The organism is Lacrimispora amygdalina, assembly GCF_003432035.1.
GTDB classification, from domain to species: Bacteria; Bacillota; Clostridia; order Lachnospirales; family Lachnospiraceae; genus Lacrimispora; species Lacrimispora amygdalina.
In genome coordinates this window covers 1-19,777 of the sequence record NZ_QOHO01000062.1, presented here as the reverse complement: position 1 = coordinate 19,777, position 19,777 = coordinate 1, and the positions used below count along the sequence as shown (strand labels likewise).

Here is a 19,777-nt window from a genome sequence, read left to right as displayed (position 1 = left end):
ATCAAAATAATGCATAATCAGGATCAATCCGCTTTACCAGCCAATTGCATAACATCACAAGTGTGAATCCAAATGCCGACTGGTAAAGCCCGACTGCCGATGAAGTGGAAAAATTATTCTGAGACATCATCATCCGGTAAACTGCAGTTTCAATAATATCAGTCGTGCCAAAAAGCTGGGAATTCATACCTACCAGATTCCAGAAAAGGCCGAAATTCCCTTTCATAATTCCTCCCAGAGAAAATAAAAGCAGAATGATAAAGGTGGGTTTCAGCCCAGGCAGGATAATATAGCGGATTCTCTGAATACTGGTAGCGCCATCCACCTCGGCCGCTTCTATGATATTGGCATCAATCCCGCATATCGCTGCAAAATAAACCACAGACCCATACCCGGTCTGCTGCCACATCTGACAAAATACGATAATAAAAGGCCATGCTCCAGCCATGCTGTAAATCTTCAACGGGTTCCCGCCAGTCTGCCGGATCAGGGTATTAAGTGCCCCGGTATCGTAATTGAGAATATTAAACATAATGGCACCGATCAGTACGGCAGATATAAAATACGGAAGAAACATCATGGTCTGGGCCGCTTTTTTAAATATGCGGTTTCCAATCTCATTTAACATGACAGCCAAAGTAATCTGAAGTACATTTCCTAAAAAAATAAATACCAGATTGTAAAGAATCGTATTTCTGGTTAACAGCCACAGCTGTCCCGATTTAATGAGAAATTCAAAGTTTTTAAAGCCAGCGAACGGACTGGCAAAAATACCGTCTCTGAAGTTGTAGTTGGTAAAAGCGATATAAATTCCAGGCAGCGGACAATAGTTAAATACCGTAAAAAATATAATTGCCGGAAGACACATAAAAAGCAGGGTCCGATTATTTTTAACAACCTTCAGAAACATTTCCAATCCCCCTTGATTATTCTGTTTCATATATATCTATATTCAGAAGTTTAAGGGTAAATGCGCAAACAGGCCTGTGAATCCGGGGCTTCCCATATTCACAGGCCTGTTACCTCTTATTATATTTGTATAAAAAATAGTTACGAAAATGCAATATTAATATCAAATGGAATATCATCAGCCAGCAGCTGGATACAAAGTATCTGGCTGGAATTCATTTTCACTGAAACCTGATCTCCATAAAGCAGGGTAGGCGTTGATATATCAACAGTGATGCCAATATTGGCAAAAAATGTAGCTGCATTCGCTGTCAGCATATTGGCCAATTCAGAAATAGCACTTTGGGCCATTTCATTAAAATCATCTACCGGCATCCCCATCATCATGGTAGATGCTACTTTTTTTGCATTCTCAAGATCCAGATAATACACTACATTTCCTTTTATTTCTCCTACAATGCCGACTGTCATGATTACTCCTGTATAAGTCAGATTGCAGTCTTTCAGACTCAAATTGGTTTTTTCAACTTTTTCAAATCCCAGCTGAGGCATAACGGAAAGAAATGCTTCAATAAATGGATTTATGTATTTTACATCCACTGATCATCACCCCTTTGAAATCCAATATTAAGCAGAATATCTCCGAAATCCGACTCTGCCAGTATGTTTGTTGTTGTATATCCAGGAGCGGTAATATGTACACTTTCACCGTGCATAATTGTTGGCGGTGCCACCCTGAGTCCATAGGCTTTATTCATTCTGTTTATGATTGAGCAGGCATTACCAGACACAATATTGGTAAACTCTCCAAGAACTGCAAGCACCTCATCATTGCCCGCAGCCTCCCTTTTCATTATTGCAGCGGTCAGCTTATAAGCAGTTTCCAACTTTACATCAATCAGCATTCTTCCGGAAAACTTACCGATAATGCCAACAATGACTGCCAGTCCTTCTGACTGGAATTCCTGACTGCAGACTTTTTCATCTTTGTATTGGATGAGCGTCTTCGTTAATTTATTGGTTCCATCAAGAAGGGCCTCTTTAAAAATTTTAATATACTCACTTGATAAAAAGCGGAATAATTCCTCCGATGACATGACACGGTTAACCGCCGTCATCAGCTCCTCTTCATCAATAGGCTTCTGGACATAAGCAGAAACCTTATTTTCCTTTGCTTCCTTCACAATTTCATCATCCATCATGGAACTGATGACAATAACTTTAATGTTTCTGTCAATTTCATGAATTGCACGGGTGCATTCCAATCCATCGGTTCCAGGCAGTGTCATGTCCATCGTCACAAGCTGAGGCTTTGTTTCCTGTATCACCTGTTTTACTTCTTCCAGTGTCCCTGCTTCCCCCACAACTTCAAGACCGTTTCTAACAAGAATTCCTTTGATGAAAGCGATAGAGAAGGGAGAATCATCAACTATAACAACTTTTGTACCCGCCATAGAATAAAGCCTCCTGTAATTAATAATGATTAATGTCAATACTCTATTACAATACCAGATTAACAGGTTTATATCCTGTTTCACTTAATATTTGTATTAATCAACAATATCATATAATGACATATTTTGTCAAAAGGTTTGCTATCCGGATTACAAATATTCGTTTATTAAGTTAAATTATTTATAAATGTCACCAAAAACCGTATCACTCATAATTTCCTATTCATATAATAATAAAAACGATTACCTCGGTGAATGATGTTATGAATGAATATAACAAGATTGAATTCGATTCTGAAATGACAAATGTACCTGAATTTCCTTCCGATTTCGGACCAAACCCTTTTATTATTGATATGCAGAAGGCTGCCGGACAAAACGACAATTTTCGCTCTTCCCTCTGGACCGGAGACCATCTCCAGGTCACGCTTATGAACATACCCGTCAAAGGAACCGTAGGGCTGGAGGTCCATTCCGATCTTGATCAGTTTTTAAGAGTAGAGGAAGGACTGGGGCTGGTTCAGTTGGGATCATCGAAATTTTCCATGGATTCCCAATATCTGGTATTTGATAATTACGGTATATTTGTTCCTGCAGGAATATGGCATAATATTATTAATATTGGGAATCAGCCACTGAAATTGACTTCGGTCTATGCTCCCCCGCACTACGAATGGGGTACGATTCATCAGACAAAAGCCGGCAGCGTTTCAGATAACAAAAGCTGAAAACGGTCTTATTGCCAAAACTTTACAGCCTGCCCGGATTAACGGGCAGGCTGCAATATTCTGGCTGTTATTCTGTTATATTGATGGTAACTGCTTTTGGTCTTGTCATCGCTTCTATGGAATACCTCACACCCTGAGTCCCCATACCGGAAGCCTTCACTCCCAAAAACGGGAAATGATCCGGCCCCCGTTCTGTCTTGTTGTTAATCTGAACTGTCCCCACTTCTAATTTCTCAGCAATGCGAAATGCCTGATTGATGTCTTTGGTGAAAACGGAGGACTGAAGACCATACTCGGAGCGATTGGCGATTTCAACCGCCTCCTCCATATTATTTACACGGATAATCGGAAGAATGGGGGAAAACGGTTCTTTCCACGCGATCTCCATATCCACAGTTACTTTATCTAATAAAGTCGGATAAACCAGATTCCCTTCTCTCTTGCTGCCAATAATCAGTTCTGCCCCCTTTGCAATGGCATCCTGCGTTAAAAATACGGCAAAATCAGCAGCCTTCTGATCAATCAAAGGGGTAATTACTGCGAAATTTCTGGGATCTCCTACGGTCAGCTTTTCAATTCTTGATTTCAGCATGGTTACTAACTGGTCTGCAACTTTATCAGTTGTAATAATGCGTTTCACCGCTGTACACCGCTGACCGGAATAGGAAAATGCCCCCTCCACAATATTATCTGCCGCATACTCCAGGTCTGCATCTTCCAGGACAAGAGCCGCATCCTTGCCGCCAAGTTCCAAAAGCAAAGGTGTCATACAGGAAATCTGAGATATATGTCTGCCTACTTCCGTACTGCCTGTAAAATTAATAAAATCAATGCCTTCGTGTGTCACGATATAATCACCGATCTCACTTCCCCTTCCAGTTACTGTCTGCAGCACCCCTGCCGGAAGTCCCGCATCCTGCAATGCCTTTACAAGGTGAAGTGCGCTGACCGCTCCCTGTGTCGCCGGTTTTAATATGACTGCATTGCCCCCGATTAATGCAGGTGCGATCTTGGAAGCCGATAAATTAATTGGATAGTTAAAGGGCGATATGGCCAATACAGTGCCGAGAGGAATTCTTTTTACATAGGACATCTTATTGCGGGAGCCTCCTGGGAAATTCTCCCCGCTCACTGCAATCCCTTCCAGACTTTTTCCTGCATCTGCAGTGAAACGCAAAAAATCCGCTGTTCGTTTCACTTCCGATACAGAAGATTTCTTATCTTTTGCAATCTCCATCATGAGAATATCCGATATTTCTTCTGTCCTTTCCTCCAGGAGCGCTGCTGCCTTATAAAGGAGTGCTGCTTTTTCGTATATGGGTACAACAGACCACAAAGATTGACCGGCTTTGGAACAGCGGACAATATCATTCACTTCTTCCTTATTGATCGCCTGTATCTTACCCACAAAAGAACCGTCCGCAGGAGATGTAATGGTAATGACATCTCCTGATGCTGATTCTGTCCACTGCCCGTTGATCAAATTTCCATAAATAAGATTTTCATTGCATAATCCAGTCATATGTTTCTCTCCTTTCGTTTCTTATACTTGCCATCTGTCTATTATATACCATAAATGTAAAATTAAATACCAGCGTCTTTCTATTCATTGTTTGCTAATAGCAGTCGATGATCCTGAACATAGTGAATGGAATCAAACGTATTCGACAAATGACTATAACATTAATGACTCTTCATATGGAGCTTATACATACGCAAGAGAGTCCGATGCTTTGGTTCCTGTAATTAACCCCTCGGATGCGCGTTTTGCAGTTTATGAGCAATACACAGAGGGTATGTATTATGCTACTTATGCTACTCAAACTGGCAACATGGATTTTGATGTATATCTTTTGAACTTAAATATCCGCATAGTAGATTTGTTAACCGGAAAAGTGATATTCAGCGAGTCCGCACTAAGCAATCCTCCGCCTGACGAAATCTCATGGTCTACTTATTATGGATATGGTGGTTTAAACCTGGTTGATGACAAATATTATTACAATGATTTTAATTGGGGAAAGTACGCGGCTGTGATGGAGAGAAAGTGTGAAAACCCGAATTCGGCAATTCGGTAGGAACAGTAAGTGCATAATCAACTCAAATTAGTTAAGGAGTTCTCCTTGGAGAACTCCTTTCCATGATTCATTTCACTACAACACCCACCCCATCGGGTATGACTGTTATGTTCGCATCTGCCCCTTTTATTTCAAACGCTTTCTTTAGCGCATCGTCAAACGTAAATGCGTGCTGCATATGCATTTTCTTAATCATTTCCGGATCACACATATCTGAAACAAGTATGACTGTATGCTTTTTAAGTATTCTGGCGAGTATCTGAAATTCCCATTGGTCCGGTATTGTTTCCGTTCTTCCGGTTTTCATAACACGGTTAAGGACTTCTCCCGGACTCTTTGCATTAGCCATGTTATCATAAAACGACTGGCCCCCATGCCCGTCATTGCAGGCTGAGACCATAATAATAACTCCGCCTTCTTTACAGACTGCTTCTGCTGCAGTCATACCTTTTACAGACTGATAAACATTCTGGTCAAGAGGATATCCTCCATTGGAGGTTATGGCAATATCTGCTTTTACAGCCTTTACAGAAGCCAGTTCCATAACAAATTTACAGCCTTCTGTATGTGCAAGCTCGCTGTCTCCTGCGAAGGCCCTGATAATATTTTTTTCACTGTCTATCACAACATTCAGTATAAATGCAAGCTTTGCCTGTCTGGCTGCGTAAAGCATATCCTTATGAATGGGATTGTTATGAATGACTCCTGTCCTGGCATACTCGCTTGCAATAAATTCGGAGCAGTGATTTGCCATCACTGTTTTTGCTGATGCTACACCTGGAAGGACACTCTTTCTTCCCCCTGAAAATCCTGCAAAGAAATGAGGCTCTATAAATCCTTCTGAAATCAGCAATTCCGTTTCCATTGCCAGCTTATTAAGCCACAGTTCTCCGCCGGAAGGCAGAGTCCCCACCCTTACAACACTGTCCTCATCCTCTGACATATGGTTAATAATCACTTCATGGTCTGCAATTTCCTGTCCAAACTTATGAATCATCTCTTCCCTGGTATCAGGCCTGTGAAATCCGGTAGCAATTAATATTTTAATATCAATATCAGGATTTACCTTTCGGATCCGCTTAAGCAGTATAGGCATAGTAACTTTGCTGGGTACCGGCCTTGTATGATCACTTGTTATGATCACCATGTTTTTCCTGCCCCGAACCAGTTCTTCTAAGGAGGCACTTCCAATCGGGTGGTCCAAAGCTCTGTTAACAATCTCCTCCTGGCTTCCCTCTGCACGGTAAGCATGGGCTTTTGATTCCAATATCGCTGCCAGATTATGATCCGGAATATCAACTTCTAAAAGTTTAGTTGAATAAGGTATTTTAATTTTGGCCATAAGATTCCCTCTCCATTTTTTATCCGGCTGTTTTATTGAAAAATCTTTCCCGGATTTAAAATATTTTTAGAGTCAAAAGCTAATTTTATATTTTTCATCAGCTCCACATATTCCTGACTGTATTGTTCCAGCATATACACTTTCTTGGCAAAACCGATTCCATGCTCTCCAGATACCAGACCGCTCAGTTCCCTTGATTTGCTGTACATGGCTTCAAATACTTCTGCCAGTTTTTTCTTCCACGCTTCCTCTGAAAGAGCATCTTTTAATACATATACGTGGAGATTTCCATCTCCTGCATGACCAAAGCTTCTGATTCTTACATGAAATCTGCTTTGAAGTTCATGGGTAAATTTTATAAATTCAGCAATTTTATTTCTTGGAACTACAACATCACATTCATCCATATCTGTTGTTGATGCTTTGACCGCTTCCAGAAACGCCCCTCTTGCAGACCAGACAGAATCTTTTCTTTCATCTGTATCAACAATAAATACATCAACAGCGCCTTCCTTCAGGCAGATATCCGCCACCTTTTCATATGCCTTTTCTATCTCTTCCCGTGAATTGCCGTCAAATGTCAGTAAGAGATATGCATCCGAAGAATTGTCAGGGAATTTTTTTCCCAAGTATTCCTCAGCAGCCAGAATTACTTCTCTCTGCATAAATTCTATGGCAGTGGGAGCCGCTTTTGATTTCACGATTTCAGGAACCGTACTGATCGCCATATCCAGGCTGGGGAATGGAATTAACAATGATATCGCCTTTTTAGGAAGAGGAAGCAGTTTTAAAATGGCCTTTGTTACAATTCCAAGTGTTCCTTCTGATCCGCATATTAAGTCCTTTATGCTGTAGCCGGAGGAGTTTTTTACTACTTTCCCCCCTACCTCAAGAATTTCACCGTTTGGCAGAACAACTTCCAGTCCTCTCACGTAATCTCTGGTAACCCCATACTTAACCGCTCTCATTCCTCCTGCGTTGGTGTTGATGTTACCGGCAATAGTTGCTGATTTTTCACCAGGATCTGGCGGATAGAACAAATCATGTTCTTCAACAAAATCACTGATCTCCATTAATAAGACTCCCGGCTCCAGAGTCAGGGTTAAATTTTCTTCATCTATTTCCAGTATCCGGTTCATTTTGGACATATTTATCATTATTCCGCCGTAAACAGGGACGGAAGCTCCCACTAAACCGGTACCTGATCCTCTGGCTACAACAGGAATCCGCTGGTCATAAGCATATTTCATGATCTTTGATACTTCTTCTGTCGTAAGAACATCCACTAATACATCCGGAGTCCTGCTTATTCCGCCCATTTCATCATGACTGAAGTCATCATTAATTTCTTCGCCGGTAAATACCCGGTCCTTACCCAGTACAGATACCAGATATTCAACATCACCGGCATCAATTTTTTTGTAATCCATCACATTCATTCCCTCCTTGATTCGTAATTTCATATAAAACAAATCAACCCGCATTCTATGTATTTCGTTGGTTATTAAGCTCCTGCACACTTTAATTCTTTCACCAGCTGCGGCACAATTTCATAAATATCTCCTACGATTCCATAATGTGCTGTATGAAAAATAGAGGCGTTTTCATCTTTATTAATTGCAAAGATACGATCTGAGTGATTCATTCCTGCGACAAACTGTACGGCACCAGATATTCCCAGGGTGATGATCAGTTTTGGCTTCACCGTTCTGCCGGAAAGGCCAATCTGCTTCTTTGCCGGAATCAGTCCAGCTTCTACAAGGGGTCTCGTACCTGCAATCTGGGCATGCAGCAGATCTGCCAGATCCTGCACCATAACCATATCTTTTTCGGATTTTATGGCTCTGCCGACTGCAATGATCACCTCAGCATCTGATATATTTTCTTCCACTTTTTTCTTCGTAACCTTCAAAACCTCAATCTGGGATTTTAATTTTTCCTCATCCAGTTTACATACGGTTATTTTCCCTTTTGTATCGCACTGTCTTTCCGGTGCATTCATAATCTTATATCTTACGGTTGCCATCTGGGGTCTTGTATTAGGGCATATAATCTGAGCCATAATATTGCCGCCAAAGGCTGGTCTGATCTGAACAAGATCTGTATTTTCTTTCATTTCAAGTATGGTGCAGTCGGCAGTTAATCCGGTTCTGAACCTGGTGGCTACTCTTGGGGCAAGAGATCTTCCAGTAGTTGTGGCACCGACCAGTATGGAAGATGGCTTCACTTTATTAATAAAATCTTCCATGGCAGCCGTATAAGTTTCGATCCGGAAATCCTTTAATTCTTTGTTGTCATATACAAAGACCTCATCCACACCGTAATGCAGCAGTTCTTCTGCTTTCTTTTCTATATTGTGGCCAATAAAAACGCAATAAACCGGGAAATCAACAACTGCAGCAAGCTCTCTGGCTTTTCCGATCAGTTCCATTGTCACCGGATGAATGGTTCCTTCCACATGGTCAACATAGACGGCAATTCCTCTCCACAGGCTCTTATCAACCTTCTTTGTCTCTGTCTCAACAAATTCCATCACTCCTGCCGGACCTTTTTTCACACATATCTTACACATTTTACAGCCTGCATTCACCTGTACTTTTCCATCTGTGTATTCAATTGCTCCAAAAGGGCAGACTTTTAATAATTCTTCAATATTTGACTCATTTACGTTCTCCTGGTTACATATTAATTTTCCCATGAAATCCCCGCCCTTCTTTATATAAATTTTAACTCTTTCAGTTTTGATGCCATTTGTAAACTTAGTTTTTCACCGGTTCCGGTCCATATCTCTCTGTCGTTGTTGACTGATGGGGGAAATATTCTCTCTACCTGCGTGGGGGAACCGTTTAACCCATATTTCATCTCATCTTTATCTTCAAAATCATTTATAGTCAGGATTTTGATTTCTTTGTCTTTTGCCTCTAACTTTCTCTTGTAAGATGGCAGCCTTGGCTGGAAAATATCTTTTTCAACTGTGATTAAACATGGGAAACGGATTTCGGCGACTTCAATGGTGTCAGGCATATCCATTTCTACTATGATTGATTTTTCTTTTATTTCTACAATCTTTAAAACGTTGGTGATATGCGGGATTCCAAGATATTCCCCCATCTCCGGTCCTACCTGGGCGGTATCGCCGTCTGTTGTCTGCTTTCCGCACAGGATAAGGTCAAAATTTCCCATTTTTCTCACACCCTGGGAAATGGTGTATGAGGTAGCAAGTACATCTGCTCCTGCAAACTTTCTGTCCGTTATTAAAGCTCCGTCGTCCGCTCCCATCATATATGCTTCTTTAATAACCTCTTTCGCCTGAGGCGGTCCCATACTGATCACCTTTACCGATCCGCCCTGCTGCTCTTTCATTTTCAGTGCGGTTTCTAACGCATACAAGTCATAGGGGTTCATTTTTGAATCTACACCATCTCTCTTTAAAACACCAGTTACAGGATCCACTTCAACTTTCGAAGTATCCGGAACCTGCTTGATACAGACTAAAATATCCATACGTATCCCTCTCTTTCTATGTATTAAATATAGTGTGGCAAATCATACAAACGTTACATGAATTGTATTGCTTAATTGGTATTATGGTCTGACCACTTAAACCTATAATATCACAATTTTAAAAAAACATCTATATATTTGTAAAAAAATAGTAAAATTTCATAATACCCTTTTTCAAACTATAGGAAATGGAAAAACACAGGTGACAATATTACTATGACCATCACCTGTGTTCTCTCTTTTTTGACTTTTTATATAGCCCTGATACTTCAAACGACTTCTAACAATACATCTATAACCCCGCCGCACACCATACCTTCCTCTTCTGCATCCACTCCGGTCATATCCACATGGCTAAGCAGAATCTTCTCGTCTTCACTATGCAGCATGTGGAGAGCTTTTTGTATAACCTCTGACTCCATACAGCCGCCGCCTATAGTTCCGATGCATCTTCCATCTGGTGTTACCAGCATCTTGGTGCCCACATCCCGTGGAGCAGATCCCTTTCTGGCCACAATTGTTACCAGAACGTTTCGGCCGGCTTTTTCTTCCGGATTCAGAATCGTATGCAATATATCTTTCGAATATCCGCTCAAACGCATCTTCTTATTTTTCACTTCAATAATTTCCGCCATAATGGATACCCCGATCTCAACCGGAGTCTCCGCATTGATGTTCAGTCCAATCGGACTGTATACCTGTTCGATAACTGCCTTGTCGCAGCCATTCAGCAACGCGGCCTCCTTTACCTTCGCCACCCTTAACCGGCTTCCTATCATACCGATGTAGGCATGTTTTTTTCCGGCTATCAGTTCCAGACACGTCTGATCATAGCGGTGGCCTCTTGTCACAATAATAAAATACGTGTTGCTGCCGCCTTCCACCTGTCTGAGACCCTGTTCAAATGGCTCACAAATAACCTTTTCTGCTCCGGCCCGCCGTGCATTGTCCGCAAATTGGGGGCGGTCTTCAAGCACAGTAACATCACACCCCATCATCCGGCCAATCTGTATCACCGGAATCGACACATGACCTGCGCCGCAAATTACCAGATGAATCTCCTGCCCCAGCCAGTCGCAGAAAATGCGGCTGCCATCAAGCGTAATCAGACCTTTTCTGCATTGATCCTTATCGCCGGCGGCTTTCAGTACTACTTCACCATGTTCAGAAAAATAACCGGACTCGTTCGTCTCACAGATAAGTGTTTCGTCAGAAAACAAAGCCTTCTGGCCAAATGCTTCTCCATCTAACACGGAAGCCACCATATTTTTGCTGTTAGGGTTGCAGTCTGCAATCGCTCTGTATAGTTCCAGCATAATTTTTCTCCTTAGACCATCAAATCATTTTACTGTACTTGTTCGTGTAATCCAAATGCTGCCGCATCGCTTTGCGCGCTGCTACAGAACTGTGCATTTCAATAGCCAGATAGATGTCTTTATGCTGTAATAAGAGCATTTTTTTCTTATCCTGATCCGCAATGATCAATCGTCTGGCATCTTTAATGAAATCGTCTACAAGAAGTGAAACGGTTCTGAGAATGTTAAATATTAATACATTCCCCGAGCACTCTGCAATCTTATAATGCAGCTCTTTATCGATCATCGCATTCAGTTCTTCATCCTTGCAGTTCTCAAACCGTTCCATAATTTCTTTTAGATCCGCCAATTGTTTATCCGTTATTCTCTTAGCAGCCAGGCCGGCAGCCTCGACTTCCATGATCTTTCTCAGTTCCAGTATGTCTCCGGGATTGGTTCCTTCCAGCATATACATAATTGATAAAGGTTCGAACAAATTATCCTGAAAGCTTGATTTTATAAAATTTCCTTCTCCCTGCCTGCATTCAATCAATCCAATGACTTCTAATGCGCGAAGAGCTTCCCTGATCGATGCTCTGCTCACCTGTAATTCTTCAACTAAATCTCTCTCAGAAGGAAGCTTGTCTCCTTTTTTTAAAACTCCATTATCAATCATTTCCTTGATTTGATCCATTACCTGTTCATAAACCTTCGTGTTTTTGATTGGGCTGAACATCTTATCCTCCTGCTTACTGAATGTTTCGTAATATTATACATTTAAAACCATATTAACTCAACACCATCAGCAGGTCAAGCATAGGCGTTAAATATCCGTTTCCATTGAATCAGACATCATTTTTTTGCTGCTATAGTAAAGATTGGTGTAGGATTATAAAACTGATTTATTTCACTGTAAATTCTGTCCCCCACCTGTTCGTCAAGAATAATCTCTTTAAATCCTGCAGATTTCAGTAGTTTGACATCCCATGCAGGTCTTGGATTTGAGATAGGGCGAAGCTCAGTCTTTAAATGTTCGTATGCATTCCATTGTTCCTGTGTTATTTTTGCATGTGCATGATTTTCCGGCAGTTTCTGCTGTTCAGCCTCTCTGCTGTAATCCCCGTCAAAATTAATAAGCACGCCACCCGTTTTCAAAAGACGGTGCCATTTTTCATAGGCTTTTGATAGATCCGGCAGTGTCCACGCAACATTGCGGGTAACAATTGCATCAAAACTTTCATCTGCAAACTCAGGCATTTCTGCATCCATCACATAAAATGCAGCAGGTATCCCAAGAATTTCCGAAGTTTTTCTTGCTTCAAGAATCATTTTCTCAGTGAGATCAATTCCGGTCAGATCGTGGCCTTCTGCCGCAAGCAGGAAGCAAAAAAAGCCGGTTCCTGTGCCAATATCCAGTATTTTAAGACCTTTTCTTGCAGGAAGATACTTTTGGAGCTCCTCCAGCCACCGCCCGCGCATATCAGAATTCAGTTCCTGTATTTTCAGTTCGTTAAATATCTCCGCGCGTGAAGTCCAATAGTCTGTTACCTCTTCTTTTATTTTTTCATTGAAGCTTTTGTCATTTACCTGAATCATAAGTAACCATCCCTCCATTGCCTGCTAATTATTAATCGATGTATTTTCATCAACCCAGTAGAAATCTGCAGGGGTAGAATTAATTCCATCAACATGATTCTTCATAACAAAGTTCATAATTGGATAACAAAAATAAATTGCCGCAGCATCATTCAAAAGAATCTGCTCTGCCTGTTTGGTTAAATCCTTTCTCTGGTTTGGATCTGCGGTTACATGTATCTGATCCATAAGAGAATTAAACTCCTTACTGTCATATCCTGTTGCATTATAGGTACCGCCCGCCTTGAAATAAGTATTGATCTGGTTCTCAGGATCTGCGCAGTTCATGATATTAATGCTCATGCAGAGCAAATCATAATCACCTGACTTCTGCATGTCCATAACTGTCTGAGTATCATGCACGTTTGGAGTAACTTTGATACCCACTGTGGCCAGTGCCGCCTGAGCTGCCTCAACAACGATCTGCTGTTCGGGGCGGCCGGTATAATATACAAAACGCAGATTAACCGGTTCTCCTGCCGGTGTTTCCCGGAAACCATCTCCGTCAGTATCTGCATATCCTGCATCATCCAGTAATTTCTTTGCATTTTCAGGATTGTATGCGTTGGGATCTGTCAGAGTGTCATATCCATAATCTGATGCGGAAGTTATGAGTGTTTTACCTGGTACATACTGATTTTTCAGCAAATTTTTGCAGTAAGAATCTTTATCCTGCATTTGGAGAATTGCCTCACGAAGCACCTTGTCCCCCAGCAGCCCGTTCTGATTCATAAAGCCGATGGTTGTGCGTCCGCTGGGATTTGTTTTAATCTTAAAGTCACTGTTTTTTTCAAACGTATCAATATCATTCATGCTGACATTATATACTGCATCAAAGTCACCTGACTGAAGTCCCATACTGATTATGGACTGATCCTCGGAATAAATAAATTCAATACGCTCCGTCTTCACTTCACCGTTCCAATAATTTTTATTCTTAACAACCACACATTTCTTTGTCGCAGAATCAAAAGATTCACATACAAACGGCCCGGTTCCGATTGGACCGTTATCAGCGATTTTACTGTTATCAACAGATGTATCAATAATACTGAATAATGGATCAGCCAGCTTGTTTGGCAAAATTGGCTCTGGCTTTTCCGTGGTAATAACCAGTTTCTGACCATCAGCTTCCATAGAAACAGGTGTGAAATACTCGACACCTCTTTCTCCGTTCTCAAAAACATTCTCCAGAGATTTTTTTACTGCCTCTGCATCCAGTTTATTTCCATTAGAAAACGTCACCTTATCTTTCACGGTAAAAGTCCACACCGTATTGTCATCATTGGAAGAATAACCATCGTTAGCAAGCCATCCGGATATGGAATAATCATCATTCATTTTTGTTAAAGTCTGGCATATACCATAGCGTATCGGATACCAGCCATTATAGGCTTTAATGGGATCCAATGTGCCAGCGGACTGACCGCTTCCGATCACCAGCGTCTTTTTACCATCTGCTGTGCCAGCTGATGTTTTTGCTTTGACGGCCGCCCCGCACCCAGACAGCAAACCGCAGCACATAGCTGCACACATAAGAACCGCAATCATTTTTTTTACTCTTACTTTCACAATTTATCCTCCTCGTAATAAAACAAATGAATATTATATGTAGCATAAGTCATTATACCGATGACAGGCTACCATGTGACAGGGCTCTATCTCTTTTAATTTGGGTTTTTCTGTCTCACAAACCTTCATGCAATAACTGCACCGATTTCTGAAAGGACATCCAGCCGGTACATTTAAGGGACTTGGCACTTCGCTTTCAATACTCATAATTTCCTTTGAAAAATCCATATGCACATCAAAGATGGAGTCCAGTAAAGCCTGCGTATATGGATGTCTGGCATTTACACAGACTTCGTTCCCATTGATGATTTCAACAATATTCCCCAGATACATAACTGCCACCTGATGTGCGAATTGCTGCACCAATGCCAGATCATGGCTGATAAATCCTATGGATACATGTTTTTTATTCTGAAGTTTTATAAGCAGTTCCACAATCGTTTTCTGCACAGAAACATCAAGTGATGATGTTATTTCATCACATACAATCACTTCCGGTTCCAGTGCAAGGGCTCTGGCAATCCCTGCACGCTGCCGCTGTCCGCCGCTCATGTCATGGGGATAACGGTCCGCAAGGTTTCCCGGAAGTTCAACCATTTCAAGAAGTTCCCTGGCTTTTGAATCCACTTCTTTTCTGTTTATTAAGCTGAAGTTTAAAAGTGGTTCACATATGATTTCTTTCACTTTCATCCTTGGATGAAATGCTTCCGATGGATCCTGGAATATCATCTGAATATTTCTCCGGTTTAAGCGCAGTTCCTCACCTTTTAGTTCCAGCATATTTCTTCCATGAAAGAACAGTTCCCCGGAAGACGGTTTTTCAAGGCCCACTGCCATCCGCATAAAAGTGCTTTTCCCACAGCCGCTCTCTCCAACGATTCCAAGCGTCTGGTTCTTATAGAAGTTAAGGCTGACATCCTCACAGGCAGTCAGAAGCCTGTTTCCTGAAGATTGAAACTTTTTTGATACATGCTTTGCTTCAAGAATCAGATTCTCCTTCTCATACATGGTAACAGCCTCCTGCCGACGGCACTGCAGATAAAAGTTTTTTTGTATAGTCCACCTGGGAATTATGCAAAATATGTTCCCGGTCACCACTGTCTGTAACGTTCCCATCCTTCATGATCAGAATACGGTCAGACATATATGCTGCCAGAGCCAGGTTATGTGTTATCATAATAATTCCAGTACCGTAATCTTCTCTCAGCTTCATCATCTGCCTTACAATCTGTGCCTGGGTGGTTACATCTAACGCACTGGTGGGTTCATCTGCAAGCAGCAGCTTGGGCCGGAAAAACATGGCGAATGCAATACCAACACGCTGTTTCATACCGCCTGAAAGCTGAAACGGATAGCTGTTCATAATATGCTCCCCGTCAGGCAGACGCACACTCTTAAGCATCTGCACGCCTTTTTCCCATGCTTCTCTTTTGGTATAAGTTCCATGTGCCCGGATATATTCAACAAACTGGGATCCGATTGTCCGTACCGGATTCATCATAGCTCCCGAATCCTGAAAGATCATTGAAATTTCTGTTCCACGAATCTTTCGCCACTCATTCACCGTATAGTTTAAAAGAGATTGTCCCTCAAATAAGATATCCCCCTGTGTAACAGTTCCATGCCCCGGCAGATTTCCCTGCACAGCCCGGATAACAGAAGTTTTCCCGCTTCCGCTTTCCCCGACCAGACAACAGATTTCCCCCCGCTTTATGTTCAGCGAGAAATTCTCGACTGCAGGCTTGTCACTATTGTTATATTTAACCGTAATATTTTGTATTTCCAGCATTACTTCCTCCTGCTGCCAGACTGTCTTCATTCATTTCCCGTATCCAGAATGTCTCTGAGACTGTCCCCCATCAGATTAAAAATAACCACAACAGTAAATATGGCAAGTCCCGGAAAAAACATCATCCATGGGGAATTCTGCAGATAGGCACGCCCCTCATTTAACATCAGTCCCCATTCAGGGGCTGGAGGCTGTGCTCCAAACCCAAGAAATGAAAGTGCAGCCAGTTCAAGCATCATAGTACCGATATCTGTGGCTGCAGTAACAATCAGGAACGGCATTGTCATCTTAAGTATGTATTTTCTTAGAATATATCCGGTCCTCGAACCTGTGAGTACCGCAGCCGACACATAGTCCTTATTTTTTATTCTCAAAACCATGCTTCGGGCAAGACGTGCATACTTCGTCCAGCTGACAGCTACGATTGCAATAACCGCATTTGCAAGGCTGGATCCAAGAATTCCGGCTATTGCAATTGCCAGTACAAGTCCGGGAAATGAAATCATCATATCGGAAATTCTCATGATGACGGAATCAGTCACCCCGCCGAAATAACCTGCAAGAATGCCAAGTACCGAACCAGCGGCAAGTGTTACAAATACCAGCAACAATGCCGATGCCAGGGAAGTCCGTGTTCCATAAATAACGCGGGAAAACAGATCCCGTCCCAGTTTATCCGTTCCAAACCAGTGATTTGCATCCGGCGGCTGTTCTACATTGGATATCACTGCTTCATACGGATCATGTGTTGCAATAAAAGGAGCAAAAACAGCAGCTGCAATAACTAACAGGGACAGAATAAAAAAGGCTGTGAACTGTTTATGTTGTTTACAAAATGCAAGCACTTTCCCCACAGCCATCACCTCACTTTCGTCCTTGGATCTATAATACCGTATAAAATATCAATAGCCAGATTGATTATCATATAAATCAAAGCTGTCCAGAGAACATACCCCTGTATCAGCGGATAATCTCTGGCTGCGACTGCTGACACAGCCAGACTTCCTAATCCCGGATAAGAAAAAATCACTTCCACAACCGCTGTTCCACCAAGAAGTGATCCAAAGGACAGGCCCAGTAATGTTATTAAGGGAAGAAGTGCATTGGGAAAAACATGTGCCCAGAGAACTGTACGTTCCTTTATTCCTCTTGTCCTGGCACCTGCAACATAATCCTTATGTAATTCTTCCAATACGGCGGCACGAACCTGCCTGGTATATTTTGCTGCCATGGAAAAAGCGAGTGTAACAGCCGGCAGAATCATTTTCTTAAATCCAGTATCCGTGGATATGACAGGCAGGAGCTTAAACTTCAGCGCAACAATATAAATAAGCATAACCCCAAGCCAGAAGCCTGGCATAGATACCCCAATAAACGAAAGAATTCGTATGATATAATCTGCTGCCTTATTATGCTTCACTGCTGAAAGAATACCAAAGGGAATGGAAACCCCAAGCATAAGAACTAGGGAAAACAGCGTAAGTTTTAACGTCGGCCAGAGTCTCTGCAGCAGCACGGAAACAACCGGTTTATTCAGTGAATAAGAGGTACCAAAATCTCCGCGCAGGCATCCAAAAAGCCAGTTGAAATACTGCATCAGAAATGGATCATTTAATCCCATTTTCTCCCTCATGGTGTTTAGCACCTCTTCACTGGGAACGCTGCCATTTGCAGCATACATCGCTTTCACAGGATCACCTGGCGCAAGATAAATAAGGCAGAATGTTAAAAAACTGATTCCAAACAATACGATGATAATCTGCAGGATACGACCGGCTGTCTTTTTCTTTGTCACCGTTCTCCATTCCTTCCTTCGTTTATGAATTAATTTCCTTAATCACAATTTTTTCGCACAGATCTCGAACAATGGTGACTCTCCATAAAGATCTTTTTCCCATTCTTCGTAAATATTTTCACCTATATTATCCTGTATCCGTACATCCATATCATATTTTTCAAGAATTTCCCTGTCCCATTCCGGACGCAGCGTACTTGTCAAAGGGGCAGCTGCAAAAAATTCCATGTTTTTAACTGCCACAATCTCTTTCTGCCCGTATCTGCGAAAATACCGTTCTTCCCGCTCCCTGACACGTTTCAGCCTGTTTTCGTCAAAGAAATGGAGATGCCAGTTGGCATCGTAGATCAAAAGCAGACCATTCTTTTTCAGGATTCTCTTCCATTCACGGTAGACCTGTTCCGGATATTCCAGGGTCCATGTAACATTTCTGGTCACAATCACATCAAATTCTTCATCCTGAAAATCCAGCCAATTGAGATCCATTTTTTTAAATTGGGCTGACACGCCCAGTTTTTTGGCATTGTTTCTGGCGCACGCAATCATGGCATCCGAGTAATCAATGGCCGTTACCTGCTGTCCCTCCTCAGAAAGAATACACGCAAAAAAGCCGGGTCCTGTGCCGGCATCTAAAATCTTTAGTCCCTTTCTTCCTTCCAGGTGTTCCCCAATCTGCCTTTTCCAGGCGTCTTTTCGAAAAGACGACAATTCTGAAACGATATAGCGGTTATAGTCCTCGCCGTCACCCCAGGGTTTTTGTCTTTCATCTCTGTTCATGATTCCTGCCCCCCAAATTCTGTCTGTATTTTGTTTTTGATAACTATAGGGCTGCTTATTCCTGATTATAGTTTTTCACATAGTTGCAATTATACTTAAATAACGAATGGCTCACAAGCCAGGGGAGGGGATATTTTGTCAATCCAACAGAAGAAACCCTTTTGGGAAAATACGGCGGTGTTTGTCCGTTTTTTCTCCAAAAGGGTCTGTATACATCAATTTGTTTCTAATTTTTCATAGATAACGGAAGCGATCCATGTAATTATCGGACTTACTGCGATTCCCAAAGCAGAAAAAAGTAATATAAATAACTTTATTCTCAATCCCTTCGTATTTTTTATATTCGTCAATGCGATTACTGTAAATGGCATAAATATTCCAAATAATAACACAGACCATACCAAAGGCGTATATGACATGATCTGAATCGGAATCATTGTAAGACTGGCAATTATCCCAAATACACTAAGTATTACTGCGCAGATCCTCATGGGACGCTTAATCATATAGAGAGGTATTAAAAAACTTCTCCAAAGAGAACCTGTCTGTGCCCCTCCACAAAAAGCACCTATCATATTTCTTACTGCAACACTGGTAAATGACTGAACAATATCAAGCTGCTCTTCTTTTTCCTTATTTCCATAACTGCCTTCTCTGATAGCTTGAATAGACAAGGTATCAATCGCCCATAACAATATAATAAAAAGCGCAAATGGTATCGTCTTTAAAATTGTTACTCCATTAAGACCAAAACCTATCCCCCACATGTCATTCCACCAATAGAAGGGATTCAGGTTCAGATTTAGATTTACCGGTATTATCATATATCCTGTTCCAACTAATTCAGGAATTATAAATGCGAAGATTGAAATAACCGGAATAACCAACCAGTTTTTTTT

The 19,777-nt window shown here is 41.6% G+C and carries 20 protein-coding genes; 2 read left to right on the top strand and 18 right to left on the bottom strand.

Features of this window, described 5'->3' with window-relative positions; genetic code table 11:
* Window position 1 precedes the first annotated feature (1 nt).
* From DS742_RS18405 to DS742_RS18395, 3 genes are all read right to left on the bottom strand, one after another.
* Complete coding sequence (locus DS742_RS18405) at window positions 2-910, bottom strand: ABC transporter permease (RefSeq protein ID WP_242996599.1); 909 nt, start codon at window positions 908-910, stop codon at window positions 2-4.
* A gap of 140 nt (window positions 911-1,050) precedes the next feature.
* Window positions 1,051-1,509, bottom strand: a complete 459-nt coding sequence (locus DS742_RS18400) for a chemotaxis protein CheX (RefSeq protein ID WP_117418432.1) — start codon at window positions 1,507-1,509, stop codon at window positions 1,051-1,053.
* Window positions 1,500-2,363 carry a response regulator gene (locus DS742_RS18395; protein WP_117418431.1) on the bottom strand — a complete coding sequence of 288 codons (864 nt, stop codon included), beginning with the start codon at window positions 2,361-2,363 and terminating at the stop codon, window positions 1,500-1,502. The genes DS742_RS18400 and DS742_RS18395 overlap by 10 nt, the downstream gene beginning before the upstream one ends.
* A gap of 263 nt (window positions 2,364-2,626) precedes the next feature.
* Here DS742_RS18395 and DS742_RS18390 point away from each other — a divergent pair, with 263 nt between their 5' ends.
* Entirely contained in the window at window positions 2,627-3,091 is a 465-nt protein-coding gene (locus tag DS742_RS18390; RefSeq protein WP_242996597.1) for a cupin domain-containing protein, read from the top strand.
* Window positions 3,092-3,158: 67 nt separating this feature from the next.
* Here the strand turns inward: DS742_RS18390 and DS742_RS18385 are convergent, their stop codons facing one another.
* On the bottom strand, window positions 3,159-4,613 hold the full coding sequence (locus DS742_RS18385; protein ID WP_117418430.1) for an NADP-dependent glyceraldehyde-3-phosphate dehydrogenase: 1,455 nt from the start codon (window positions 4,611-4,613) through the stop codon (window positions 3,159-3,161).
* A gap of 211 nt (window positions 4,614-4,824) precedes the next feature.
* Here DS742_RS18385 and DS742_RS18380 point away from each other — a divergent pair, with 211 nt between their 5' ends.
* A complete protein-coding gene (locus tag DS742_RS18380) occupies window positions 4,825-5,169 on the top strand; it encodes a hypothetical protein (RefSeq protein ID WP_117418429.1) in 345 nt (114 codons plus the stop codon).
* A gap of 67 nt (window positions 5,170-5,236) precedes the next feature.
* On the opposite strand, the gene larA is transcribed toward DS742_RS18380, so the two are convergent.
* The 14 genes from larA to DS742_RS18310 all read right to left on the bottom strand — a co-directional run.
* Entirely contained in the window at window positions 5,237-6,511 is a 1,275-nt protein-coding gene (gene larA / locus DS742_RS18375) for a nickel-dependent lactate racemase (protein WP_117418428.1), read from the bottom strand.
* Window positions 6,512-6,543: 32 nt separating this feature from the next.
* Window positions 6,544-7,941 (bottom strand): FAD-binding oxidoreductase, encoded by a 1,398-nt coding sequence (locus DS742_RS18370; RefSeq protein ID WP_117418477.1) that lies wholly within the window; start codon window positions 7,939-7,941, stop codon window positions 6,544-6,546.
* Window positions 7,942-8,015: 74 nt separating this feature from the next.
* On the bottom strand, window positions 8,016-9,209 hold the full coding sequence (locus DS742_RS18365; protein WP_117418427.1) for an electron transfer flavoprotein subunit alpha: 1,194 nt from the start codon (window positions 9,207-9,209) through the stop codon (window positions 8,016-8,018).
* Window positions 9,210-9,226: 17 nt separating this feature from the next.
* Window positions 9,227-10,015 carry an electron transfer flavoprotein subunit beta/FixA family protein gene (locus DS742_RS18360; RefSeq protein ID WP_117418426.1) on the bottom strand — a complete coding sequence of 263 codons (789 nt, stop codon included), beginning with the start codon at window positions 10,013-10,015 and terminating at the stop codon, window positions 9,227-9,229.
* Window positions 10,016-10,284: 269 nt separating this feature from the next.
* Entirely contained in the window at window positions 10,285-11,331 is a 1,047-nt protein-coding gene (locus tag DS742_RS18355; RefSeq protein ID WP_117418425.1) for an XdhC family protein, read from the bottom strand.
* Window positions 11,332-11,350: 19 nt separating this feature from the next.
* On the bottom strand, window positions 11,351-12,046 hold the full coding sequence (locus DS742_RS18350; protein ID WP_117418424.1) for a FadR/GntR family transcriptional regulator: 696 nt from the start codon (window positions 12,044-12,046) through the stop codon (window positions 11,351-11,353).
* A 116-nt stretch (window positions 12,047-12,162) separates the two neighbouring features.
* A complete protein-coding gene (locus tag DS742_RS18345) occupies window positions 12,163-12,906 on the bottom strand; it encodes a class I SAM-dependent methyltransferase (RefSeq protein ID WP_117418423.1) in 744 nt (247 codons plus the stop codon).
* Between the two features lie 24 nt (window positions 12,907-12,930).
* A complete protein-coding gene (locus DS742_RS18340) occupies window positions 12,931-14,517 on the bottom strand; it encodes an ABC transporter substrate-binding protein (protein WP_117418422.1) in 1,587 nt (528 codons plus the stop codon).
* 33 nt (window positions 14,518-14,550) lie between these two features.
* On the bottom strand, window positions 14,551-15,525 hold the full coding sequence (locus tag DS742_RS18335) for an ABC transporter ATP-binding protein (protein ID WP_117418421.1): 975 nt from the start codon (window positions 15,523-15,525) through the stop codon (window positions 14,551-14,553).
* Window positions 15,518-16,306: an ABC transporter ATP-binding protein gene (locus DS742_RS18330; RefSeq protein ID WP_117418476.1), complete on the bottom strand. Its 789-nt coding sequence runs from the start codon at window positions 16,304-16,306 to the stop codon at window positions 15,518-15,520. Before DS742_RS18330 ends, DS742_RS18335 begins: the two co-directional genes overlap by 8 nt.
* 26 nt (window positions 16,307-16,332) lie before the next feature.
* Complete coding sequence (nikC, locus tag DS742_RS18325; protein WP_117418420.1) at window positions 16,333-17,166, bottom strand: nickel transporter permease; 834 nt, start codon at window positions 17,164-17,166, stop codon at window positions 16,333-16,335.
* Window positions 17,166-18,101 carry a nickel ABC transporter permease gene (gene nikB, locus DS742_RS18320; RefSeq protein ID WP_170313517.1) on the bottom strand — a complete coding sequence of 312 codons (936 nt, stop codon included), beginning with the start codon at window positions 18,099-18,101 and terminating at the stop codon, window positions 17,166-17,168. Before nikB ends, nikC begins: the two co-directional genes overlap by 1 nt.
* Window positions 18,102-18,143: 42 nt before the next feature.
* Window positions 18,144-18,878 carry a class I SAM-dependent methyltransferase gene (locus DS742_RS18315; protein ID WP_117418419.1) on the bottom strand — a complete coding sequence of 245 codons (735 nt, stop codon included), beginning with the start codon at window positions 18,876-18,878 and terminating at the stop codon, window positions 18,144-18,146.
* 215 nt (window positions 18,879-19,093) lie between these two features.
* The coding region (locus tag DS742_RS18310; RefSeq protein ID WP_117418418.1) for a DUF3360 family protein at window positions 19,094-19,777 on the bottom strand (684 nt) is incomplete at its 5' end.